Origin of the sequence: Agrobacterium sp. 22117, assembly GCF_052045735.1 — a bacterium.
Lineage (GTDB): Bacteria > Pseudomonadota > Alphaproteobacteria > Rhizobiales > Rhizobiaceae > Agrobacterium > Agrobacterium cavarae.
In genome coordinates, this window is sequence record NZ_JBQEPP010000001.1 from 307,828 (window position 1) to 323,077 (window position 15,250).

The following is a 15,250-nucleotide window of genomic DNA, read 5'->3' on the forward strand; positions in this document are numbered from 1 at the left end:
CGGTTTTCCGCCCGGAAATGCGACAAGAAGCAAGGGAGAACGGAACAATGAACATGTTGTCGGAAGCAGCAGTTGAAAAGGCGCTGGACAAGAAAATGAATGAAGTTTCCTATAAGATGATCGGCAAGGACGTCTCCGTATATTACGGCGAGAAGCGCGCCCTTTACGATGTGAAGCTCAACGTTCGCGAAAACACGGTGACGGCTCTCATCGGCCCCTCGGGCTGTGGCAAATCCACCTTCCTGCGCACGCTGAACCGCATGAACGACACGATCGATGGCTGCCGCGTCACCGGTGAGATTACGCTCGATGGTGAGGATATCTACGATTCAGCAATCGATGTCGTCGAGCTTCGCGCTCGCGTCGGCATGGTGTTCCAGAAGCCGAACCCATTCCCGAAGTCGATCTACGAAAACATTGCCTACGGCCCGCGCATCCACGGTCTTGCCCGCAACAAGGCGGATATGGACCAGATCGTTGAGTCCGCCCTGCAGAAGGCAGGCCTCTGGAACGAAGCGAAGGACCGCCTGCAAGAATCTGGCACGGGTCTGTCCGGCGGCCAGCAGCAGCGCCTGTGCATCGCACGTGCCATCGCCGTTTCACCGGAAGTCATTCTCATGGACGAGCCATGCTCGGCGCTTGACCCGATTGCGACCGCCAAGGTGGAAGAGTTGATCCACGAGCTTCGTGCCAACTACACCATCGTCATCGTGACGCACTCGATGCAGCAGGCCGCTCGCGTTTCGCAGCGTACCGCCATGTTCCACCTCGGCCACCTGGTTGAGGAGAACGATACGGACAAGATGTTCACCAACCCGGATGACCAGCGCACCCAGGACTATATCATGGGTCGTTTCGGCTGATCCTGCTGCTGTTTGCGCATCCCACCGCGCCTGTCGCTTGAGCCACCAAAAAGGCTTGCGACAGGGCGTTTCGAAACTGGAGACTACGAAGATGTCGACACATTCCCACATCATGTCCGCCTATGATGAGGAGCTGAAGTTCCTCAGCCGCCGGATCGCCGAAATGGGCGGCCTGGCCGAGCAGATGTGCGCCGATGCCGTGCGCGCGCTCGTCAATTCCGATGCGGCTCTGGCACAAAAGGTCATCTCGGACGATACGATCCTCGATCACGCCGAGCGCGAAATCGGCGACAAGGCGATCGTCACCATTGCCAAGCGCCAGCCGATGGCAGCAGACCTTCGCGAAATCATCGGTTCGCTGCGCATTGCCGCAGACCTGGAGCGCGTCGGCGATCTGGGCAAGAACACCGCCAAGCGCGTCATCGCTGTTGCCGGCACCGGCGTTCCGCGCAAACTGGCGCGCGGCCTTGAGCATCTTTCGGAACTGGCCCTGGTGCAGTTGAAGGAAGTGCTGGACGTCTACTCCACGCGATCGGCGGAAAAGGCCCAGGCCATCCGCGAGCGCGACGAGGAAATCGACGCCATGTACACCTCGCTCTTCCGCGAGCTTCTGACCTACATGATGGAAGATCCGCGCAACATCACCACCTGCACGCATCTTCTGTTCTGCGCCAAGAATATCGAGCGCGTTGGCGACCACGCCACCAACATCGCCGAGACCATCTACTACATGACCACTGGCAGCCAGCCGGAAGGTGAGCGTCCGAAGGACGATAGTTCCAACACGCTCGGCGCTGTGACCGAGTAAGCGACAGATAGGATCTGGAGCCATGGTGCCAAAAATCGCCGTTGTCGAAGATGAGGAGGCGCTGAGCGTACTCCTCCGTTACAATCTCGAATCCGAAGGCTATGACGTGGACACCATTCCGCGTGGCGACGAGGCGGAAATCCGCCTTCAGGAGCGCACGCCGGATCTTTTGATCCTGGACTGGATGCTGCCGGGCGTCTCCGGCATCGAGCTTTGCCGTCGCCTGCGCATGCGTCCGGAAACCGAACGTCTGCCGATCATCATGCTGACGGCGCGCGGCGAGGAAAGCGAACGGGTTCGCGGCCTGGCGACGGGCGCGGACGACTATGTCGTGAAGCCCTTCTCGACGCCGGAGCTGATGGCACGCGTCAAGGCGATGCTGCGCCGCGCCAAGCCGGAGGTTCTGTCCTCCGTGCTGAAATGCGGCGATATCGAGCTCGATCGTGAGACGCACCGCGTCCATCGCAAGAGCCGCGAAGTCCGTCTCGGGCCGACCGAATTCCGCCTGCTGGAGTTCCTCATGACCTCGCCTGGTCGTGTGTTTTCCCGTTCCCAGCTTCTCGACGGTGTCTGGGGTCACGATATCTATGTGGATGAGCGCACGGTGGACGTCCATGTCGGTCGTCTGCGTAAGGCGCTGAATTTCTCCAGCATGCAGGATGTCATTCGTACCGTTCGAGGCGCTGGCTATTCCATGGAAGCCTGATCGGCCTCGGGAGCGCTTTGCTTAGCGCTCCTATTTCCATCTCGTCAGAGAAGGTAGCCCGTGGCTTCCCGGCGTCAGGTCAATGTTGACGGAATGGGATATCGCGCGGCGTTTATCTCGTCCTTCGACAACGGGCTGCGGGTCAACACCTCGGCATAATTGGCTCGGGTTCGAGCGCCATAGCTCTCCTTGATCGCGCTCATCAGTTCGATCTCCTGGTACATCCAGTTCCAGCGCGAATAGTCGTCCGAGCCGGTCGACTGGCGGCTCGCTTTTTCCCGAACCACAAGCTCGCGATCGCGCACCACTTCTCCCGTCACGATCGACATCAACTGGAAGGCGGCATCATCCATGTCCTTGGCTTCCCGACGCCAATATTCCTCTCCGCGCTCCTCGCAGATCAGCCAGTAGCTGCCGCGTCGCCATTCGACGTAAACGGTTCCGTCGCCACGGGCGCGGCGCGGGATTGGCGGGAAGGGCGTGTCGACGGCCCTGGCCCATAGCGCCGAGATATAGTCGTGCAGTGTGTCGATCGCGTCCATGATGATAGTCTGGGCGCGATTATTGCTGCAGGCAAGCTTGGATTATTTGGCAAAGCTGGAGACTGCCCAATAAAAAAGCGGACCGAAGCCCGCTTTCTGAATTGGTTCTGAGACAGACCTTACGCCTTGCGGCGTTCGCTGACCGGCTGGTAGGCCATCTTCGCGTGGAACTTGCAGTAGGGCGAGGCTTCAGACGCCTCGCAGCCGCAGAAATGGAAGTCGTCCTTGAGCGGGTCGCCGACCGGCCATTTGCAGGTACGCTCGGTCAGTTCCGTCAGCGTCAGGCGACGTGAGATCGGGATAACGACATTGTTGGAAGAACGAACATATTCCATGGGCTCGACGGTGTCGATGTCCATGTCTTCCTTGAAAGCGAGGGCACCAGAGCTACGGGCCGGTGCTGGACGGCTGGTCGCAGCGCGGGCCGGAGCCGCATAGCTTGCCGGACGCGGCGCTGCTGCGGGACGCTTGGGTGCAGGACGCGACGTGGCGACCGTGCCGCCGGCCTTGGCGCGACCTGGCAGGTTGAGGCGGTGAACCTTGCCGATGACGGCATTGCGGCTCACACCGCCTAGTTGTGCTGCGATCTGGCTTGCGCTAAGCCCTTCGGACCATAATCTCTTGAGCTTTTCTACTCGTTCGTCCGTCCAGTTCATGCCGCTTCTCCGCTCGTCGCGTTGTTTTCGGGCAGAATCCACCTACTATGCCATGGAGTGAACCACGCGCAGGCCATTCGCCAGATTGTAGGTGACTAGTTCCGCCGCATTGCAGTCTAGTAATTGACGGTTAACCTAATCGTCGGTTGACTCCGTGACAAGAGTCGCAGGAATCATCTGGAATCGATTTTCCGGTTTTCCCCAACTTGCTTCCCCTGTGAGTCAGAAAGGCAACACCTCGGGCCTGCGCGGCAAGCACCTACCAAGGCTTGTAACTGCCCGGAAGTGCCGAGATTTGTTGACATTCGGCGGGGAAGTGACAATAGTGCTCTCGCAATGAAGACAGCATGCAGGCCGCCGCGAGGCGGCATTTTTGATTTTCAGGGCAGGGATAACCCGCGAGCCCTATTGACAGTCGTCTGTCCCGACTTGACGTAAGGAGTGATGTCGCCATGGCCGAAACTGCCCCCAAATCCGGGCCGTTGTTCGATACGTTTTCCAGAGCCCCCCTGCGCTTCGAACGAGGCGAGGGCGTTTGGCTGATCACGGAAAGCGGCGAGCGATATCTCGATTTCGGTGCGGGCGTTGCGGTGACCTCGGTCGGCCACAGCCATCCCCATATGGTTGAATCCCTCAAGGCACAGGTCGAGAAGGTCTGGCACCTGTCCAATCTCTACGAGGTTGCAGGCCAGGAAGTGCTGGCAAAGCGGCTGACGGATGCAACATTCGCCGACAAGGTGTTCTTCACCAACTCCGGTGCGGAGGCGCTGGAATGCGCCATCAAGACGGCGCGCCGTTATCAGTACACGCACGGCCATCCGGAAAAATTCCGCATCATCACCTTCGAAGGTGCATTCCATGGCCGCACACTCGCCACCATCGCGGCTGGCGGCCAGGCCAAATATCTCGAGGGCTTCGGCCCCAAGGTGGAAGGCTTCGACCAGGTGCCATTCGGCGATCTCGAAGCGCTGAAGGCGGCGATCGTTCCGGAAACGGCTGCCCTTCTGATCGAGCCGATTCAGGGTGAGGGCGGTATCCGTGTCGTTCAGCCCGAATTCCTGCGCACGCTGCGTGCACTCTGCGAAGAGCACGGCCTGCTATTGATCTTCGACGAGGTGCAGACCGGTGTTGGCCGTACCGGCAAGTTCTTCGCCCATGAGCGCTCGGGCGTCACGCCTGATATCATGGCCGTTGCAAAGGGCATTGGCGGTGGCTTCCCCTTCGGGGCATGCCTTGCAACGGCAGAAGCCGCGTCCGGCATGACGGCAGGCTCGCATGGCACGACCTATGGCGGCAATCCGCTGGCCATGGCGGCCGGCAACGCCGTGCTGGATATCGTTCTGGCCGATGGCTTTATCGAGCATGTGCGCGATGTCGCGCTGATCTTCCGCCAGGGACTGGCTTCGCTGAAGGACCGTTATCCGGATGTGATCGAGGAAATCCGTGGCGAAGGTTTGCTGCTCGGCATCAAGGCGCGGGTTCCATCCGGCGATCTGCTCCAGGCCATGCGCGCGGAGCATCTTCTTGGCGTTCCGGCAGGCGATAACGTCATCCGCCTGCTGCCGCCGCTCGTGGTTACGGCAGAAGAAGCGCGTGATGGGCTTGCGCGCATCGAGAAGGCTGCCGAAGCACTCACCACCAAACTGGCAAAGAGCGCCTGACGAGGCGCATCAGGGCCGGCGTAAAGGGTGGCCCGCATTGATGGGACTGAATTAAAATGGCAAAGCATTTCCTCGATCTTTCGGCCGTCGGCTCGGAAGACCTGCGGCTCATTCTTGAAGACGCCAAGAGCCGCAAGATCGCAACGAAGAACGGAACGGCGGAAAAGCCGCTGGCTGGCAAGATGCTGGCGATGATCTTCGAAAAGCCGTCGACGCGCACACGCGTGTCCTTCGATGTCGGCATGCGCCAGCTTGGCGGTGAAACGCTGTTTCTCTCCGGCACCGAAATGCAGCTTGGCCGCGCCGAAACCATTGGCGATACCGCCAAGGTCCTGTCGCGCTACGTCGACGCTATCATGATCCGCACGACCGGTCATTCCCGCCTGCTGGAACTTGCCGAACACGCCACCGTTCCTGTCATCAACGGCCTGACGGACGAGACGCACCCGTGCCAGATCATGGCCGATATCATGACCTTCGAAGAGCATCGCGGCCCGGTAAAGGGCAAGACCATCGCCTGGACGGGCGACGGCAACAATGTGCTGCATTCGCTGGTCGAAGGCTCCGCCCGCTTCGGCTACAAGATGAACATGGCTGTACCCATGGGTTCGGAGCCGCTCGACAAGTACCTCAACTGGGCCCGCAACAATGGCGGCGAGATCATGCTCTGCCACGACGCAGAACGTGCTGTCGTCGGCTCGGACTGCATCGTCACTGACACCTGGGTTTCCATGAACCAGGAGCACAAGGCACGCGGCCACAACATCTTTCAGCCTTATCAGGTGAATGAAGCGCTGATGAAGAAGGCCAACAACGAGGCGCTCTTCATGCACTGCCTGCCCGCGCACCGCGGCGAGGAAGTCACCGATGCGGTGATCGACGGTCCGCAGTCGGTTGTGTTCGATGAGGCGGAGAACCGCCTGCACGCGCAAAAGGCCGTGATCGCCTGGTGCATGGGCGTTATCTGATAGCAGGGCCGAGCTGAGGATTGGGGCCATGCCGGGAACTTGAATTTCAAGCGCGGCGCCCCATCTTTACGCCAACCAGTGCTGCCGGTTCACGGCGGCGTTTCATCAATCGTTTATCGCGACATTTGGGCCGGGGATGGTTTCGTTTTGCCATTCTCCGCTCTATCTTTGCGAAAACCGGACAAGAGACCTGCTGGTCGCGGCCAAAAGCGTGGCGATCATTTCCAAATTTCGGAAGGCGGGTTCGAAGGAGCAGAACCATGGCGGACGTAACCGTAGAACTGGACGATATGAACTTTGCCGGCGACGACAAGGTCGTTCCCTTTCAGGTGGAAGGGCTCGACGTTCGCGGCCGCGCCGTGCAGGTCGGTCCGTTGCTGAATGCCATTTTGCAGCGCCATGATTATCCGCCTGTCGTCGCCCGGCTTCTGGCTGAAGCTTTGGTGCTGACCGCACTGATCGGCACGTCACTCAAATTCTCCGGCAAGCTCACGGTGCAGACGAAGGGCGATGGTCCGGTGGATCTCCTGGTAGCGGATTTTACGGCACCTGAGAACATGCGCGCATATGCCCGCTTCGACGATGAGCGTCTGGCACAGGCGATTGCTGCTGGGCAGACCTCGCCCGAAGAGCTTCTCGGCACCGGCATCCTCGCCTTCACCATCGATCAGGGTGTGGGCATGCAGCCCTATCAGGGCATCGTGCCGTTGGATGGCTCTTCGCTGGAGGAAATCGCCAGCGTGTATTTCCGCCAGTCTGAGCAGTTGCCCACGCGGGTGCGCCTTGGCGTGGCGGAGTTCTTCGACCGCGACAGCGAAGGCAAGCCTCGTCGCGGCTGGCGTGCGGGCGGCATTATTGCGCAGTTTCTGCCGCAGGCACCGGAGCGTCTACGCACCCGTGACCTTCATGGCGGCGATGGCGATGAAAGCTCGTTCGGTGAAGCCGAAGACGATGCCTGGACCGAAGCGGTGGCGCTGATCGACACGGTGGACACGGATGAACTGACCGATCCGCAGGTCCCGGTGGAACGCTTGCTGTTCCGGCTCTTCCATGAGCAGGGCGTGCGCGTCTACGAGCCTCAGTCGATCATCGACAAATGCAGCTGCTCGCGGGAGAAGATCAAGGGCGTGCTGTCCGGATTTTCGGCAGAGGAGATCGAGGACAGCCAAGAAGACGGCGTGGTGTCGGTGAGCTGCGAGTTCTGCTCGACGACCTACCGCTACCCGGTCGAAGAACTGTCGGCATAAGGATAAGGAGCGGGGTGAGAGCCCCGCTCAGTTCAGCACGCGGGCAAGCCCAGGGCTGTCCAGCGAGAAGGCGGGAATGTCTACCGTGAAGACCTCGCCCGTGTCCGTTTCCATTTCGTAATGGCCAAACATCATGCCTGACGGGGTGTCCAGCGGGCATCCGGAGGAATATTCGTAGCTGTCGCCTGGTCGCAGATGCGGTTGCTCTCCGACGACACCCGGGCCTGAGACCTCGTCCACCACGCCATTCTGATCGGTGATGTGCCAGTAGCGATTGACCAGCGTTACGGCCTGCTTGGAGTTGTTCGTGATCACGACCGTATACCCCCAGACGTAACGGCTATCGTCCGGGTCCGATTGCTCATCGAGATAATATGGGTCGACGGTGACCTCTATCTCTTTTGTCGATGCACGATACATGTTCGCGACCTTGGCTGTCTCTGCCTCTAGCATTTTATTCTACTACACCGAATGAAGGACGGGAATGTCCGTTGATTGGAGTTGAGTTGTTTGAATGCGTTACGAGGCTAAAGCGTTGCGTATCAGGTTTGTTTCTCCATTCAATACGCACAAAATCGTGAAGAGACAGTAGATAAATCGCGGTTTGTCTAAAATAATGTAGAACGGGCGCTCTACGCGTGTCGCGAGCAGAAGATCTGGAAATCGAGAAAGAAATTGCCCGGTGATCGCTCACCGGGCCTTTAATATCAGGCAGAAACCTTCGAAAGCGCCGCGGCGAAATCTTCCAGCAAGTCGTCGGTGTCTTCGATTCCGCAGGACAGACGAAGCGTGCCGCCGGAGATGCCGAGTTCGGCGCGTGCCTCATCCGTCAGGTTCTTGTGGGTCGTGGTAGCGGGATGAGTGATTAGGCTCTTGGCATCACCGAGATTGTTGGAAATCTTGACGACGTCCAGCGCATTCTGCAGCTTGAACGCCGCTTCCTTGCCGCCCTTCAACTCGAAGCAGACGAGCGTCGAACCGCCCGACATCTGCCGCGCGATGATGTCGGCCTGCGGATGGTCGGCGCGACCCGGATAGATGACCTTCGCGACCTTGCTTTGATCCGCCAGGAAATCGGCGATCTTGCCGGCATTCGCCGTCTGCTGCTTGACGCGTAGCGGCATGGTCTCGATGCCCTTCAGCAGTGTCCACGCGTTGAAGGGAGACAGTGCGGGGCCGGTGTGGCGGAAGTAATCCTGAAGTTCTTCCTCGATCCACTTTTTGTCCGACAGCACCACGCCGCCAAGGCAGCGGCCCTGACCATCGATATGCTTGGTGGCGGAATAGACGACGATATGCGCACCAAGTTCCAGAGGCTTCTGGAAGAGCGGCGTCGCAAACACGTTGTCGACAACGACCTTCGCGCCAATCTGGTTGGCAAGCTTGGCAACGCCTGCAATATCAACCACTTCCAGTGTCGGATTGGTCGGGCTTTCGAGGAAGAACAGCTTGGTGTTCGGCTTGATCGCCTTTTCCCAATTGGCAAGATCGCGGCCATCGACCAGCGTGCATTCGATGCCGTATTTCGGCGCCAGCGTCTCGACCACCCAGCGGCATGAGCCGAAAAGCGCGCGGGCCGCAACGATGTGATCGCCGGCCTTCAGCTGGCAGAGAATGGCAGCGCTGACAGCGGCCATGCCGGATGCCGTGGCGCGCGCATCTTCGGCACCTTCCAGCAGGCACATGCGCTTTTCGAACATGTCATTGGTGGGGCTCGCATAGCGCGCATAGATGAAACCGTCGGTCTCTCCCTTGAAGCGCGCTTCTGCCGCTTCCGAGCTTTCATAGACAAAGCCCTGGGTCAGGTAGAGTGCTTCGGACGTTTCACCGTAGGGGGAGCGCAGCGTGCCGCCATGTACGAGTTGAGTTGCCGGGCGCCATTTCTTGCTCATTTGATCACCTTCAAACAAAAAAACCGGTCGCAAAAGCAGACCGGTTCCAAGCACCCGGTCTTTTTAGCCACTTGTTTAACGTGGCTGCAAGCCGACCGGCCAAATCACCACGGGATAAGATTGCCTTACTGCCGTTAACAACTTGCGTCAATGGCTTGCTTTTGATTTTGTCGGCGCGGAACAGGGGCACTGACGATGACGAGAACCACGGGTATTCTGGCCGACGGCGCGATACGGGCGCTGTTTTCTTCCGGCCACCTGAAGAGCGAGCGAGCGCTGGATGGAGACCAGGTGCAGCCGGCAAGCCTTGATCTGCGTCTCGGTGCTAAGGCTTACCGTGTGCGCGCAAGCTTCATGCCCGGCCCGGGCACCAAGGTCATCGAAAAGCTGGACCGCCTGCGTCTGCACGAGATTGATCTCAGCGAAGGCGCCGTGCTGGAAACCGGCTGCGTCTATATTGTGCCGCTGATGGAAACGCTGGCGCTGCCCGCCGAGATGTCCGCCTCGGCCAACCCGAAGAGCTCCACCGGCCGTCTCGATATCTTCACCCGCGTCATCACCGACCACGCGCAGGAGTTCGACAAGATCCCTGCAGGTTATCAGGGGCCGCTTTATCTGGAAGTCAGCCCGCGCACTTTCCCGATCGTCGTGCGCCAGGGTTCGCGCCTGTCCCAGATCCGCTTCCGCATCGGTCATTCGCTGTTGAACGAAGGCGAGTTGCAGGCGCTTCACGAAAGCGAAATCCTCGTTGCCAGCGACACGCCCAACGTATCCGGCGGCGGTATTGCGCTCTCCATCGACCTCAAAGGCTTCGGTGACAGCGGCCTCATCGGTTATCGCGGCAAGCACCACACGGCGGTTGTCGATGTGGACCAGAAGGCAGCCCACGACGTTTTGGATTTCTGGGAGCCGCTCTACGCGCGCGGCCGCGCCGAACTGATCCTCGATCCGGATGAATTCTACATCCTCGTCTCGCGCGAAGCCGTGCACGTGCCACCGCTTTACGCTGCCGAGATGACACCGTTCGATCCGCTGGTCGGCGAGTTCCGCGTCCACTATGCCGGCTTCTTCGATCCCGGCTTCGGCCACGCCAGCGCCGGCGGCACCGGCAGCCGCGCGGTCCTCGAAGTCAGAAGCCACGAGGTACCCTTCATCCTGGAGCACGGCCAGATCGTCGGCCGCCTTGTCTATGAACATATGCTGGCCAAACCCGAAGGTCTCTACGGCACGGGCCTCGGCTCCAACTATCAGGCCCAGGGCCTGAAGCTCTCCAAGCATTTCCGCGCCGAGTGATCGGCCGAACACCGAGGCGCGATAGTGGAATGCCTTGCGGCGCGGCTTGACAGCCGCATCGTTCTATCGGAAGTTTTTAAGCGCGCGGGTGTAGCTCAATGGTAGAGCAGCAGCTTCCCAAGCTGAATACGAGGGTTCGATTCCCTTCACCCGCTCCAGCTGTCTTGCAAAGACTATTGTTTTTATTGCGTATTTTTTATCGCACCTAAGGTCAGCGTACGGGTGTACCGCGCTGAGCGAGCTGCCATTCAGGCACGATCGTACGTAAACGATGTCAGCAAAGACGTGACGAAGTTGCTGGCTTTTTCCTTGACGAGGACTTCCGTCCATTCGTCCGTTCCGCGAAACCTGAGATCCGTCTGGATACTGTCGACCGCTGCCATTTCGATGCGCTCGATATGTTGTTTGAAATGCGCTTCGCCCTTGGCCTGGTAAAGATCGCGGATGACCACCCGCAGGATTTCCTGCATCGCGATCTGCCAGGCAGTGTTGGTCGCATTGAGTTCGTTGGTTGTCGTTGACATGCATCCCACCTGTGTTGCTGGATTTCTTGGCTCTCATCGGCGATGTCGCGCAAATGCGCGATGCGGTTTTGCAAAAGCGACATGCGATAAAACGAAGGCGTGAAGTGCAAGGAGCGAGTCTGAACGATCGCGACGCAATTTTACAGCATGGTCCGCGCAAAATTGTGCAGCGGTTCTGCGATAACGACATGCGAGAACAAGGACTTAAAACGTATGAGCGGATATAAAGATCGCAACACGCTTTAAGACGTCGGACAAGCCGACGGCGTCTTCTTGGTGCGTTTGGTCACCAGAGCAGCCACCGCGGATTTGCGATCGGCCAGTTCTTTTGCAAGGCGGGCCGCCTTTAGTCTGGCTGTTTTCGCGTCCCGCGCATCGACGGCAGCTTGCAGTTCATCGACAGCGTGATTTTTTGCGAAGAATGGCGTCTGAAGCTTGCCGAAGGCAAGCTCCGCCTGCTGGCGGGATTTGCTGTGTGTTTGTGTCATGGGGTATTTGCCTCTCCGGCCATATGCCGAAACGAAAAAGGCCAGGCGCAATGCCTGGCCTCGAATGAAATTGCTCCCGGCAGTGCCAGTACATCCGTGGTCAAAGGGAAGCGGATCTCAATTATGCGGACTGCAGATTGGTCGCAGACATCTTGCCCGACTTGTTGTCGCGCTCGAGTTCGAAGCCAATCTTCTGGCCTTCGACGAGTTCGCGCATTCCTGCGCGCTCGACAGCCGAAATGTGAACGAACGCGTCAGCGCCGCCATTGTCAGGCTGAATGAAGCCGAAGCCTTTTGTGGAATTAAACCATTTAACTGTGCCGGTGGTCATAATGAACCCTTTCAAAGCATAGAGTGAAGGACCGCGTAACGGATGCCACGCGGATAAAAACCGACTATTTTTGAAAGAGAAGTTCGCTTAGAGCGCGGTGCCAATCGCGCGGTAGACAAAGCTCGGCAAGCAAAAGATCGATGACCTATCTATAGGGGAGTTCATCACCGTAGTCAACGAAAAGTTTTCACTTTTATCGATGTTCGTCTTTTGGTTGTGCGTTCGGGGGATTGCGTCACTTTTCTTTCCCACGGCTCGAGCGGTCTTGGCGCGGGGTCCTCTTCCGATACGCACCGCCGTTTCACCTTCAGTGATGGGAGCGGAGTTGTCGCGTTCATATGCTTGTAGTTCTTCACCAACCATGTGCCTCATGACGCGAAACCAGCAAACGTTTCGACCGGAAGATTGGCGATGAACGTTCCTGGCGCGCTAGAACCTGGCTCCTAGGTCTTTCGCGTTTGATATAATCGCAGCCGCCTGGGCCTCGCCTTCCAGCGATCCATATAAAAGCTCGACCTTGCCTTCTTTCACACTGCAATAATCAAGGATCCCCACCTTCAGCTGTGTGCGCATGGCGATGTCATAGCCGCGCTTGCGGTAGTCATCCTCCGTTGCACCCGCGATGCCGACCATCGAGACCTTGGCATGCGGATAGGTCTGGTTCCCGAAGGCCCAGTTCTGAGCCCACACACGGTCGATCCAGCCTTTCAGGATCGCCGGCATGGACCACCACCACACGGGAAAGAAGAGCACAGTGGCATCGTTGCGTTCCACACGCTCCATCTCTCTCCGAACATCTTCAGCGAAGTCTATATCTCGCCCGCTCCAATCCGGCTCGTCTTCGGCTTTGAGCACCGGGTCGAAATTCTCCGCCACCAGATCGGCGAACTCGACCTCGTGGCCGTTGGCTCGCGCTGCTTCGGCAAAAGCGCGCCCCGCTTGATGTGTCAGGGAGTTCTCACGCGGATGGGCGATGACCACCAAAATCTGCATAAGGCGATGTCCTTCATAGTGACCAGACGGCCGCAGGCGATGCGGTAGCGTTCAAGGACCGTGCCGTTAAGGCGCTGTCCAGGCGGTCTAGGTATGAAGGGAAGGTCGGCACTTCAATCCTGTCACGACATCGTGCCTTAGCAGAAATCGTTGGAGCAGGGGGGCCAGCGGGTGCGGCCCTTCTGCTCCATTGATTGGCCGTTACCGCTTGTTCACCGCATCAGCCAGCTTCAAGGCCCGCTCCAGGCAGGCCGGCTGCTGGTCTGCAAAGCGTTCTGCGCCAATTTCCATGATGAGGGTGGTGTCGGGCAGGAAGGTGAGTTCGGAGAAAATGTCCTCCCAGTCGATATCGCCCCAGCCGATCGGCAGGTGAAGGTCGCCGATGCCGAGTGCGGTGGCTTCTGCGGGGTGGTAGAACTTCTTCATCGTGTAGGGCAGGCCGAAGCTGTCATGCACATGCAGATGGCCGGTGACGGGCGCCATGGCGCGCAGTTCTTCGCGGAAATCCAGACCCTTGAAGGTGGATTCGATATAGGCGTGGCTGAAATCGATCAGGGCTGCGAGATTGTCGTGGCCGACGGCCTTCACGGTTTCTGCCACTTGCGATGGCGTCTGGCGGTACTGGCCGTCTTCCGTGGTGAAGATGTTTTCCAGAACGATGCGCACGCCATAGGTCTTGGCAATCTCGGCCATTTCGAAAAGAGCCTCACGCTCCATCTGGTCGAGATCGCTGCCACTCATGCCATCGGAGAGGATCGCATTGCCGCTATGGTGGACGAGCACGCCAGCGCCCAGCCGGTCACAGAGTTCGAGCATGGCACGCACGACCTTCTTCTGCAGATGCAGGTGCTCGCGATCCATGAAGTTGGAGACAATCTGGCCATGCAGGGAGAGTTTCTTGAACGCATACTGCTTGACGATATCGCGGACGCGCTGTGCGCGGTCCTCGATGATGCGACCGCCGGAGATGATCTCCTCGCCATAGATGCCGATTTCGCAGGCGGTCGCGCCGGTATCGGCAATGATCTTCAGGGACGAGTCCAGGGTGGAAAGATCGCCGCGCCCGGTGGCATTGCAAAAGCCGACGGCGGAAATGATGGAGGTCATGTGCGTTTCCTTGATGCAGTCAATGAAGGCGGTAGATCTTCAGGCACTATGGGCCAGAACATCCAGGTTGGTGAAGCCGGCTTGATCGGCTGATACGAGGCTTGAGTCGATCCGCCGTTCCGTGATGGGATCGAAAAAGTGCAGGTGCGCTGCGGGGAACTGTAGCATGACCCTGTCGCCGGGGCGGACAGTGAGATCCTCACCAATCGCGGCAGCAAAGATCTGGCCGCGAATGTCCGCATAGACGATGCGACCGGAGCCGAGTTCCTCGACAAAATCCACCACGGCGGAAATACCGTCGCCCTGACGGGAGACGACGCACTGCTCTGGCCGGATGCCAGCAATCACGTCTTCACCCGATAGGGCACGCGCGATCTCCGCCGGCATTGGACTGGACCAGTTGCCGAAGCTGACCGTAGCGCTCTCACGATCCACCTTGGCATTGAAGAGGTTCATGGCAGGAGAGCCGATGAAGGATGCGACAAAGGTGCTGGCCGGTCGGTTATAGATGTCGAGCGGCTGCCCCACCTGTTCGACATTGCCCTTGTTCATGATCACCAGCCGATCCGCCAGCGTCATCGCCTCAACCTGATCATGGGTGACGAAGACCGATGTCGCGGACAGGCGTTGATGCAGCCTGCGGATTTCCGCACGCATGGTGACGCGGAGCTTGGCATCGAGGTTGGAGAGCGGCTCGTCGAAGAGAAAGACATCCGGCTCGCGAATGATGGCGCGCGCCATGGCAACGCGCTGACGCTGGCCACCGGACAGCGCCGCAGGCTTGCGCTCCAGATAGTCCGAAAGGCCGACAATCTTCGCCGTTTCCTCGATCCTGCGGCGGCGCTCTGCCTTGGCCACGCCGGCGACCTTCAGCGCATAGCCAATATTGTCGGCAACCGTCATATGCGGATAGAGCGCATAGTTCTGGAACACCATGGCGCAACCCCGCTCACGCGGCTCCAGGCGGTTCACCACCTTGCCGGCGATGGCGATTTCGCCGGCGGTGATGTCTTCCAGTCCAGCAATCATTCGCAGCAGGGTGGATTTGCCGCAGCCGGAAGGGCCGAGGATCACGACGAATTCTCCGGACGGAAAGATGAGGTCGACACCATGCAGCGTCTTGGTCTTGCCGTAGGATTTATGCACCTGACGAATGTCGATCTGCGCCATG

General features: G+C 59.0%; 17 protein-coding genes, 1 tRNA gene and 1 riboswitch. Of the genes, 8 read left to right on the forward strand and 10 right to left on the reverse strand.

Going from position 1 to position 15,250, the window contains the following annotated elements; all coding sequences use genetic code 11:
• The first annotated feature begins 47 nt into the window (after window positions 1-47).
• The 3 genes from pstB to phoB all read left to right on the forward strand — a co-directional run bounded on the left by pstB (window position 48) and on the right by phoB (window position 2,377).
• On the forward strand, window positions 48-863 hold the full coding sequence (gene pstB, locus ACTJKV_RS01510) for a phosphate ABC transporter ATP-binding protein PstB (protein ID WP_062427043.1): 816 nt from the start codon (window positions 48-50) through the stop codon (window positions 861-863).
• A gap of 91 nt (window positions 864-954) precedes the next feature.
• The gene (gene phoU / locus ACTJKV_RS01515) at window positions 955-1,671 is read left to right on the forward strand and encodes a phosphate signaling complex protein PhoU (RefSeq protein ID WP_062427042.1); all 717 of its coding nucleotides are present in this window, start codon (window positions 955-957) and stop codon (window positions 1,669-1,671) included.
• A gap of 22 nt (window positions 1,672-1,693) precedes the next feature.
• Entirely contained in the window at window positions 1,694-2,377 is a 684-nt protein-coding gene (phoB, locus tag ACTJKV_RS01520; protein WP_027676016.1) for a phosphate regulon transcriptional regulator PhoB, read from the forward strand.
• Between the two features lie 74 nt (window positions 2,378-2,451).
• On the opposite strand, the gene ACTJKV_RS01525 is transcribed toward phoB, so the two are convergent.
• Complete coding sequence (locus tag ACTJKV_RS01525; protein WP_274100935.1) at window positions 2,452-2,919, reverse strand: hypothetical protein; 468 nt, start codon at window positions 2,917-2,919, stop codon at window positions 2,452-2,454.
• A gap of 119 nt (window positions 2,920-3,038) precedes the next feature.
• On the reverse strand, window positions 3,039-3,575 hold the full coding sequence (locus ACTJKV_RS01530) for a GcrA family cell cycle regulator (RefSeq protein ID WP_062427040.1): 537 nt from the start codon (window positions 3,573-3,575) through the stop codon (window positions 3,039-3,041).
• 452 nt (window positions 3,576-4,027) lie between these two features.
• Between ACTJKV_RS01530 and ACTJKV_RS01535 the strand changes: the two genes are divergently transcribed.
• The 3 genes from ACTJKV_RS01535 to ACTJKV_RS01545 all read left to right on the forward strand — a co-directional run bounded on the left by ACTJKV_RS01535 (window position 4,028) and on the right by ACTJKV_RS01545 (window position 7,451).
• A complete protein-coding gene (locus ACTJKV_RS01535; RefSeq protein WP_153312162.1) occupies window positions 4,028-5,236 on the forward strand; it encodes an aspartate aminotransferase family protein in 1,209 nt (402 codons plus the stop codon).
• A 56-nt stretch (window positions 5,237-5,292) separates the two neighbouring features.
• Window positions 5,293-6,204, forward strand: a complete 912-nt coding sequence (gene argF / locus ACTJKV_RS01540; protein WP_440598415.1) for an ornithine carbamoyltransferase — start codon at window positions 5,293-5,295, stop codon at window positions 6,202-6,204.
• Between the two features lie 260 nt (window positions 6,205-6,464).
• Window positions 6,465-7,451 carry an Hsp33 family molecular chaperone gene (locus ACTJKV_RS01545; RefSeq protein ID WP_111849994.1) on the forward strand — a complete coding sequence of 329 codons (987 nt, stop codon included), beginning with the start codon at window positions 6,465-6,467 and terminating at the stop codon, window positions 7,449-7,451.
• A gap of 27 nt (window positions 7,452-7,478) precedes the next feature.
• Here the strand turns inward: ACTJKV_RS01545 and apaG are convergent, their stop codons facing one another.
• Window positions 7,479-7,871 (reverse strand): Co2+/Mg2+ efflux protein ApaG, encoded by a 393-nt coding sequence (gene apaG / locus ACTJKV_RS01550; RefSeq protein ID WP_062427036.1) that lies wholly within the window; start codon window positions 7,869-7,871, stop codon window positions 7,479-7,481.
• Between the two features lie 287 nt (window positions 7,872-8,158).
• On the reverse strand, window positions 8,159-9,343 hold the full coding sequence (locus ACTJKV_RS01555; RefSeq protein ID WP_112358895.1) for an O-succinylhomoserine sulfhydrylase: 1,185 nt from the start codon (window positions 9,341-9,343) through the stop codon (window positions 8,159-8,161).
• Between the two features lie 42 nt (window positions 9,344-9,385).
• Window positions 9,386-9,464: riboswitch (SAM riboswitch) on the reverse strand.
• A 74-nt stretch (window positions 9,465-9,538) separates the two neighbouring features.
• On the opposite strand from ACTJKV_RS01555, the gene ACTJKV_RS01560 reads away from it, so the two are divergent.
• Window positions 9,539-10,636 (forward strand): 2'-deoxycytidine 5'-triphosphate deaminase, encoded by a 1,098-nt coding sequence (locus tag ACTJKV_RS01560; protein WP_274100934.1) that lies wholly within the window; start codon window positions 9,539-9,541, stop codon window positions 10,634-10,636.
• An 84-nt stretch (window positions 10,637-10,720) separates the two neighbouring features.
• A tRNA-Gly gene (locus ACTJKV_RS01565) sits at window positions 10,721-10,794 on the forward strand.
• Between the two features lie 90 nt (window positions 10,795-10,884).
• Here ACTJKV_RS01565 and ACTJKV_RS01570 read toward each other — a convergent pair.
• The 6 genes from ACTJKV_RS01570 to ugpC form a co-directional block, all read right to left on the reverse strand.
• Window positions 10,885-11,160 (reverse strand): hypothetical protein, encoded by a 276-nt coding sequence (locus ACTJKV_RS01570; protein WP_062427033.1) that lies wholly within the window; start codon window positions 11,158-11,160, stop codon window positions 10,885-10,887.
• A gap of 242 nt (window positions 11,161-11,402) precedes the next feature.
• Window positions 11,403-11,648 carry a hypothetical protein gene (locus ACTJKV_RS01575; protein ID WP_062445542.1) on the reverse strand — a complete coding sequence of 82 codons (246 nt, stop codon included), beginning with the start codon at window positions 11,646-11,648 and terminating at the stop codon, window positions 11,403-11,405.
• 121 nt (window positions 11,649-11,769) lie between these two features.
• Window positions 11,770-11,979 carry a cold-shock protein gene (locus ACTJKV_RS01580; RefSeq protein WP_034806062.1) on the reverse strand — a complete coding sequence of 70 codons (210 nt, stop codon included), beginning with the start codon at window positions 11,977-11,979 and terminating at the stop codon, window positions 11,770-11,772.
• Between the two features lie 429 nt (window positions 11,980-12,408).
• Window positions 12,409-12,972 carry an NAD(P)H oxidoreductase gene (locus tag ACTJKV_RS01585; protein WP_274100933.1) on the reverse strand — a complete coding sequence of 188 codons (564 nt, stop codon included), beginning with the start codon at window positions 12,970-12,972 and terminating at the stop codon, window positions 12,409-12,411.
• A gap of 201 nt (window positions 12,973-13,173) precedes the next feature.
• A complete protein-coding gene (locus ACTJKV_RS01590; RefSeq protein ID WP_274100932.1) occupies window positions 13,174-14,079 on the reverse strand; it encodes a sugar phosphate isomerase/epimerase family protein in 906 nt (301 codons plus the stop codon).
• A 39-nt stretch (window positions 14,080-14,118) separates the two neighbouring features.
• Entirely contained in the window at window positions 14,119-15,249 is a 1,131-nt protein-coding gene (gene ugpC / locus ACTJKV_RS01595; protein ID WP_440598416.1) for a sn-glycerol-3-phosphate ABC transporter ATP-binding protein UgpC, read from the reverse strand.
• Between the last annotated feature and the right edge of the window lies 1 nt (window position 15,250).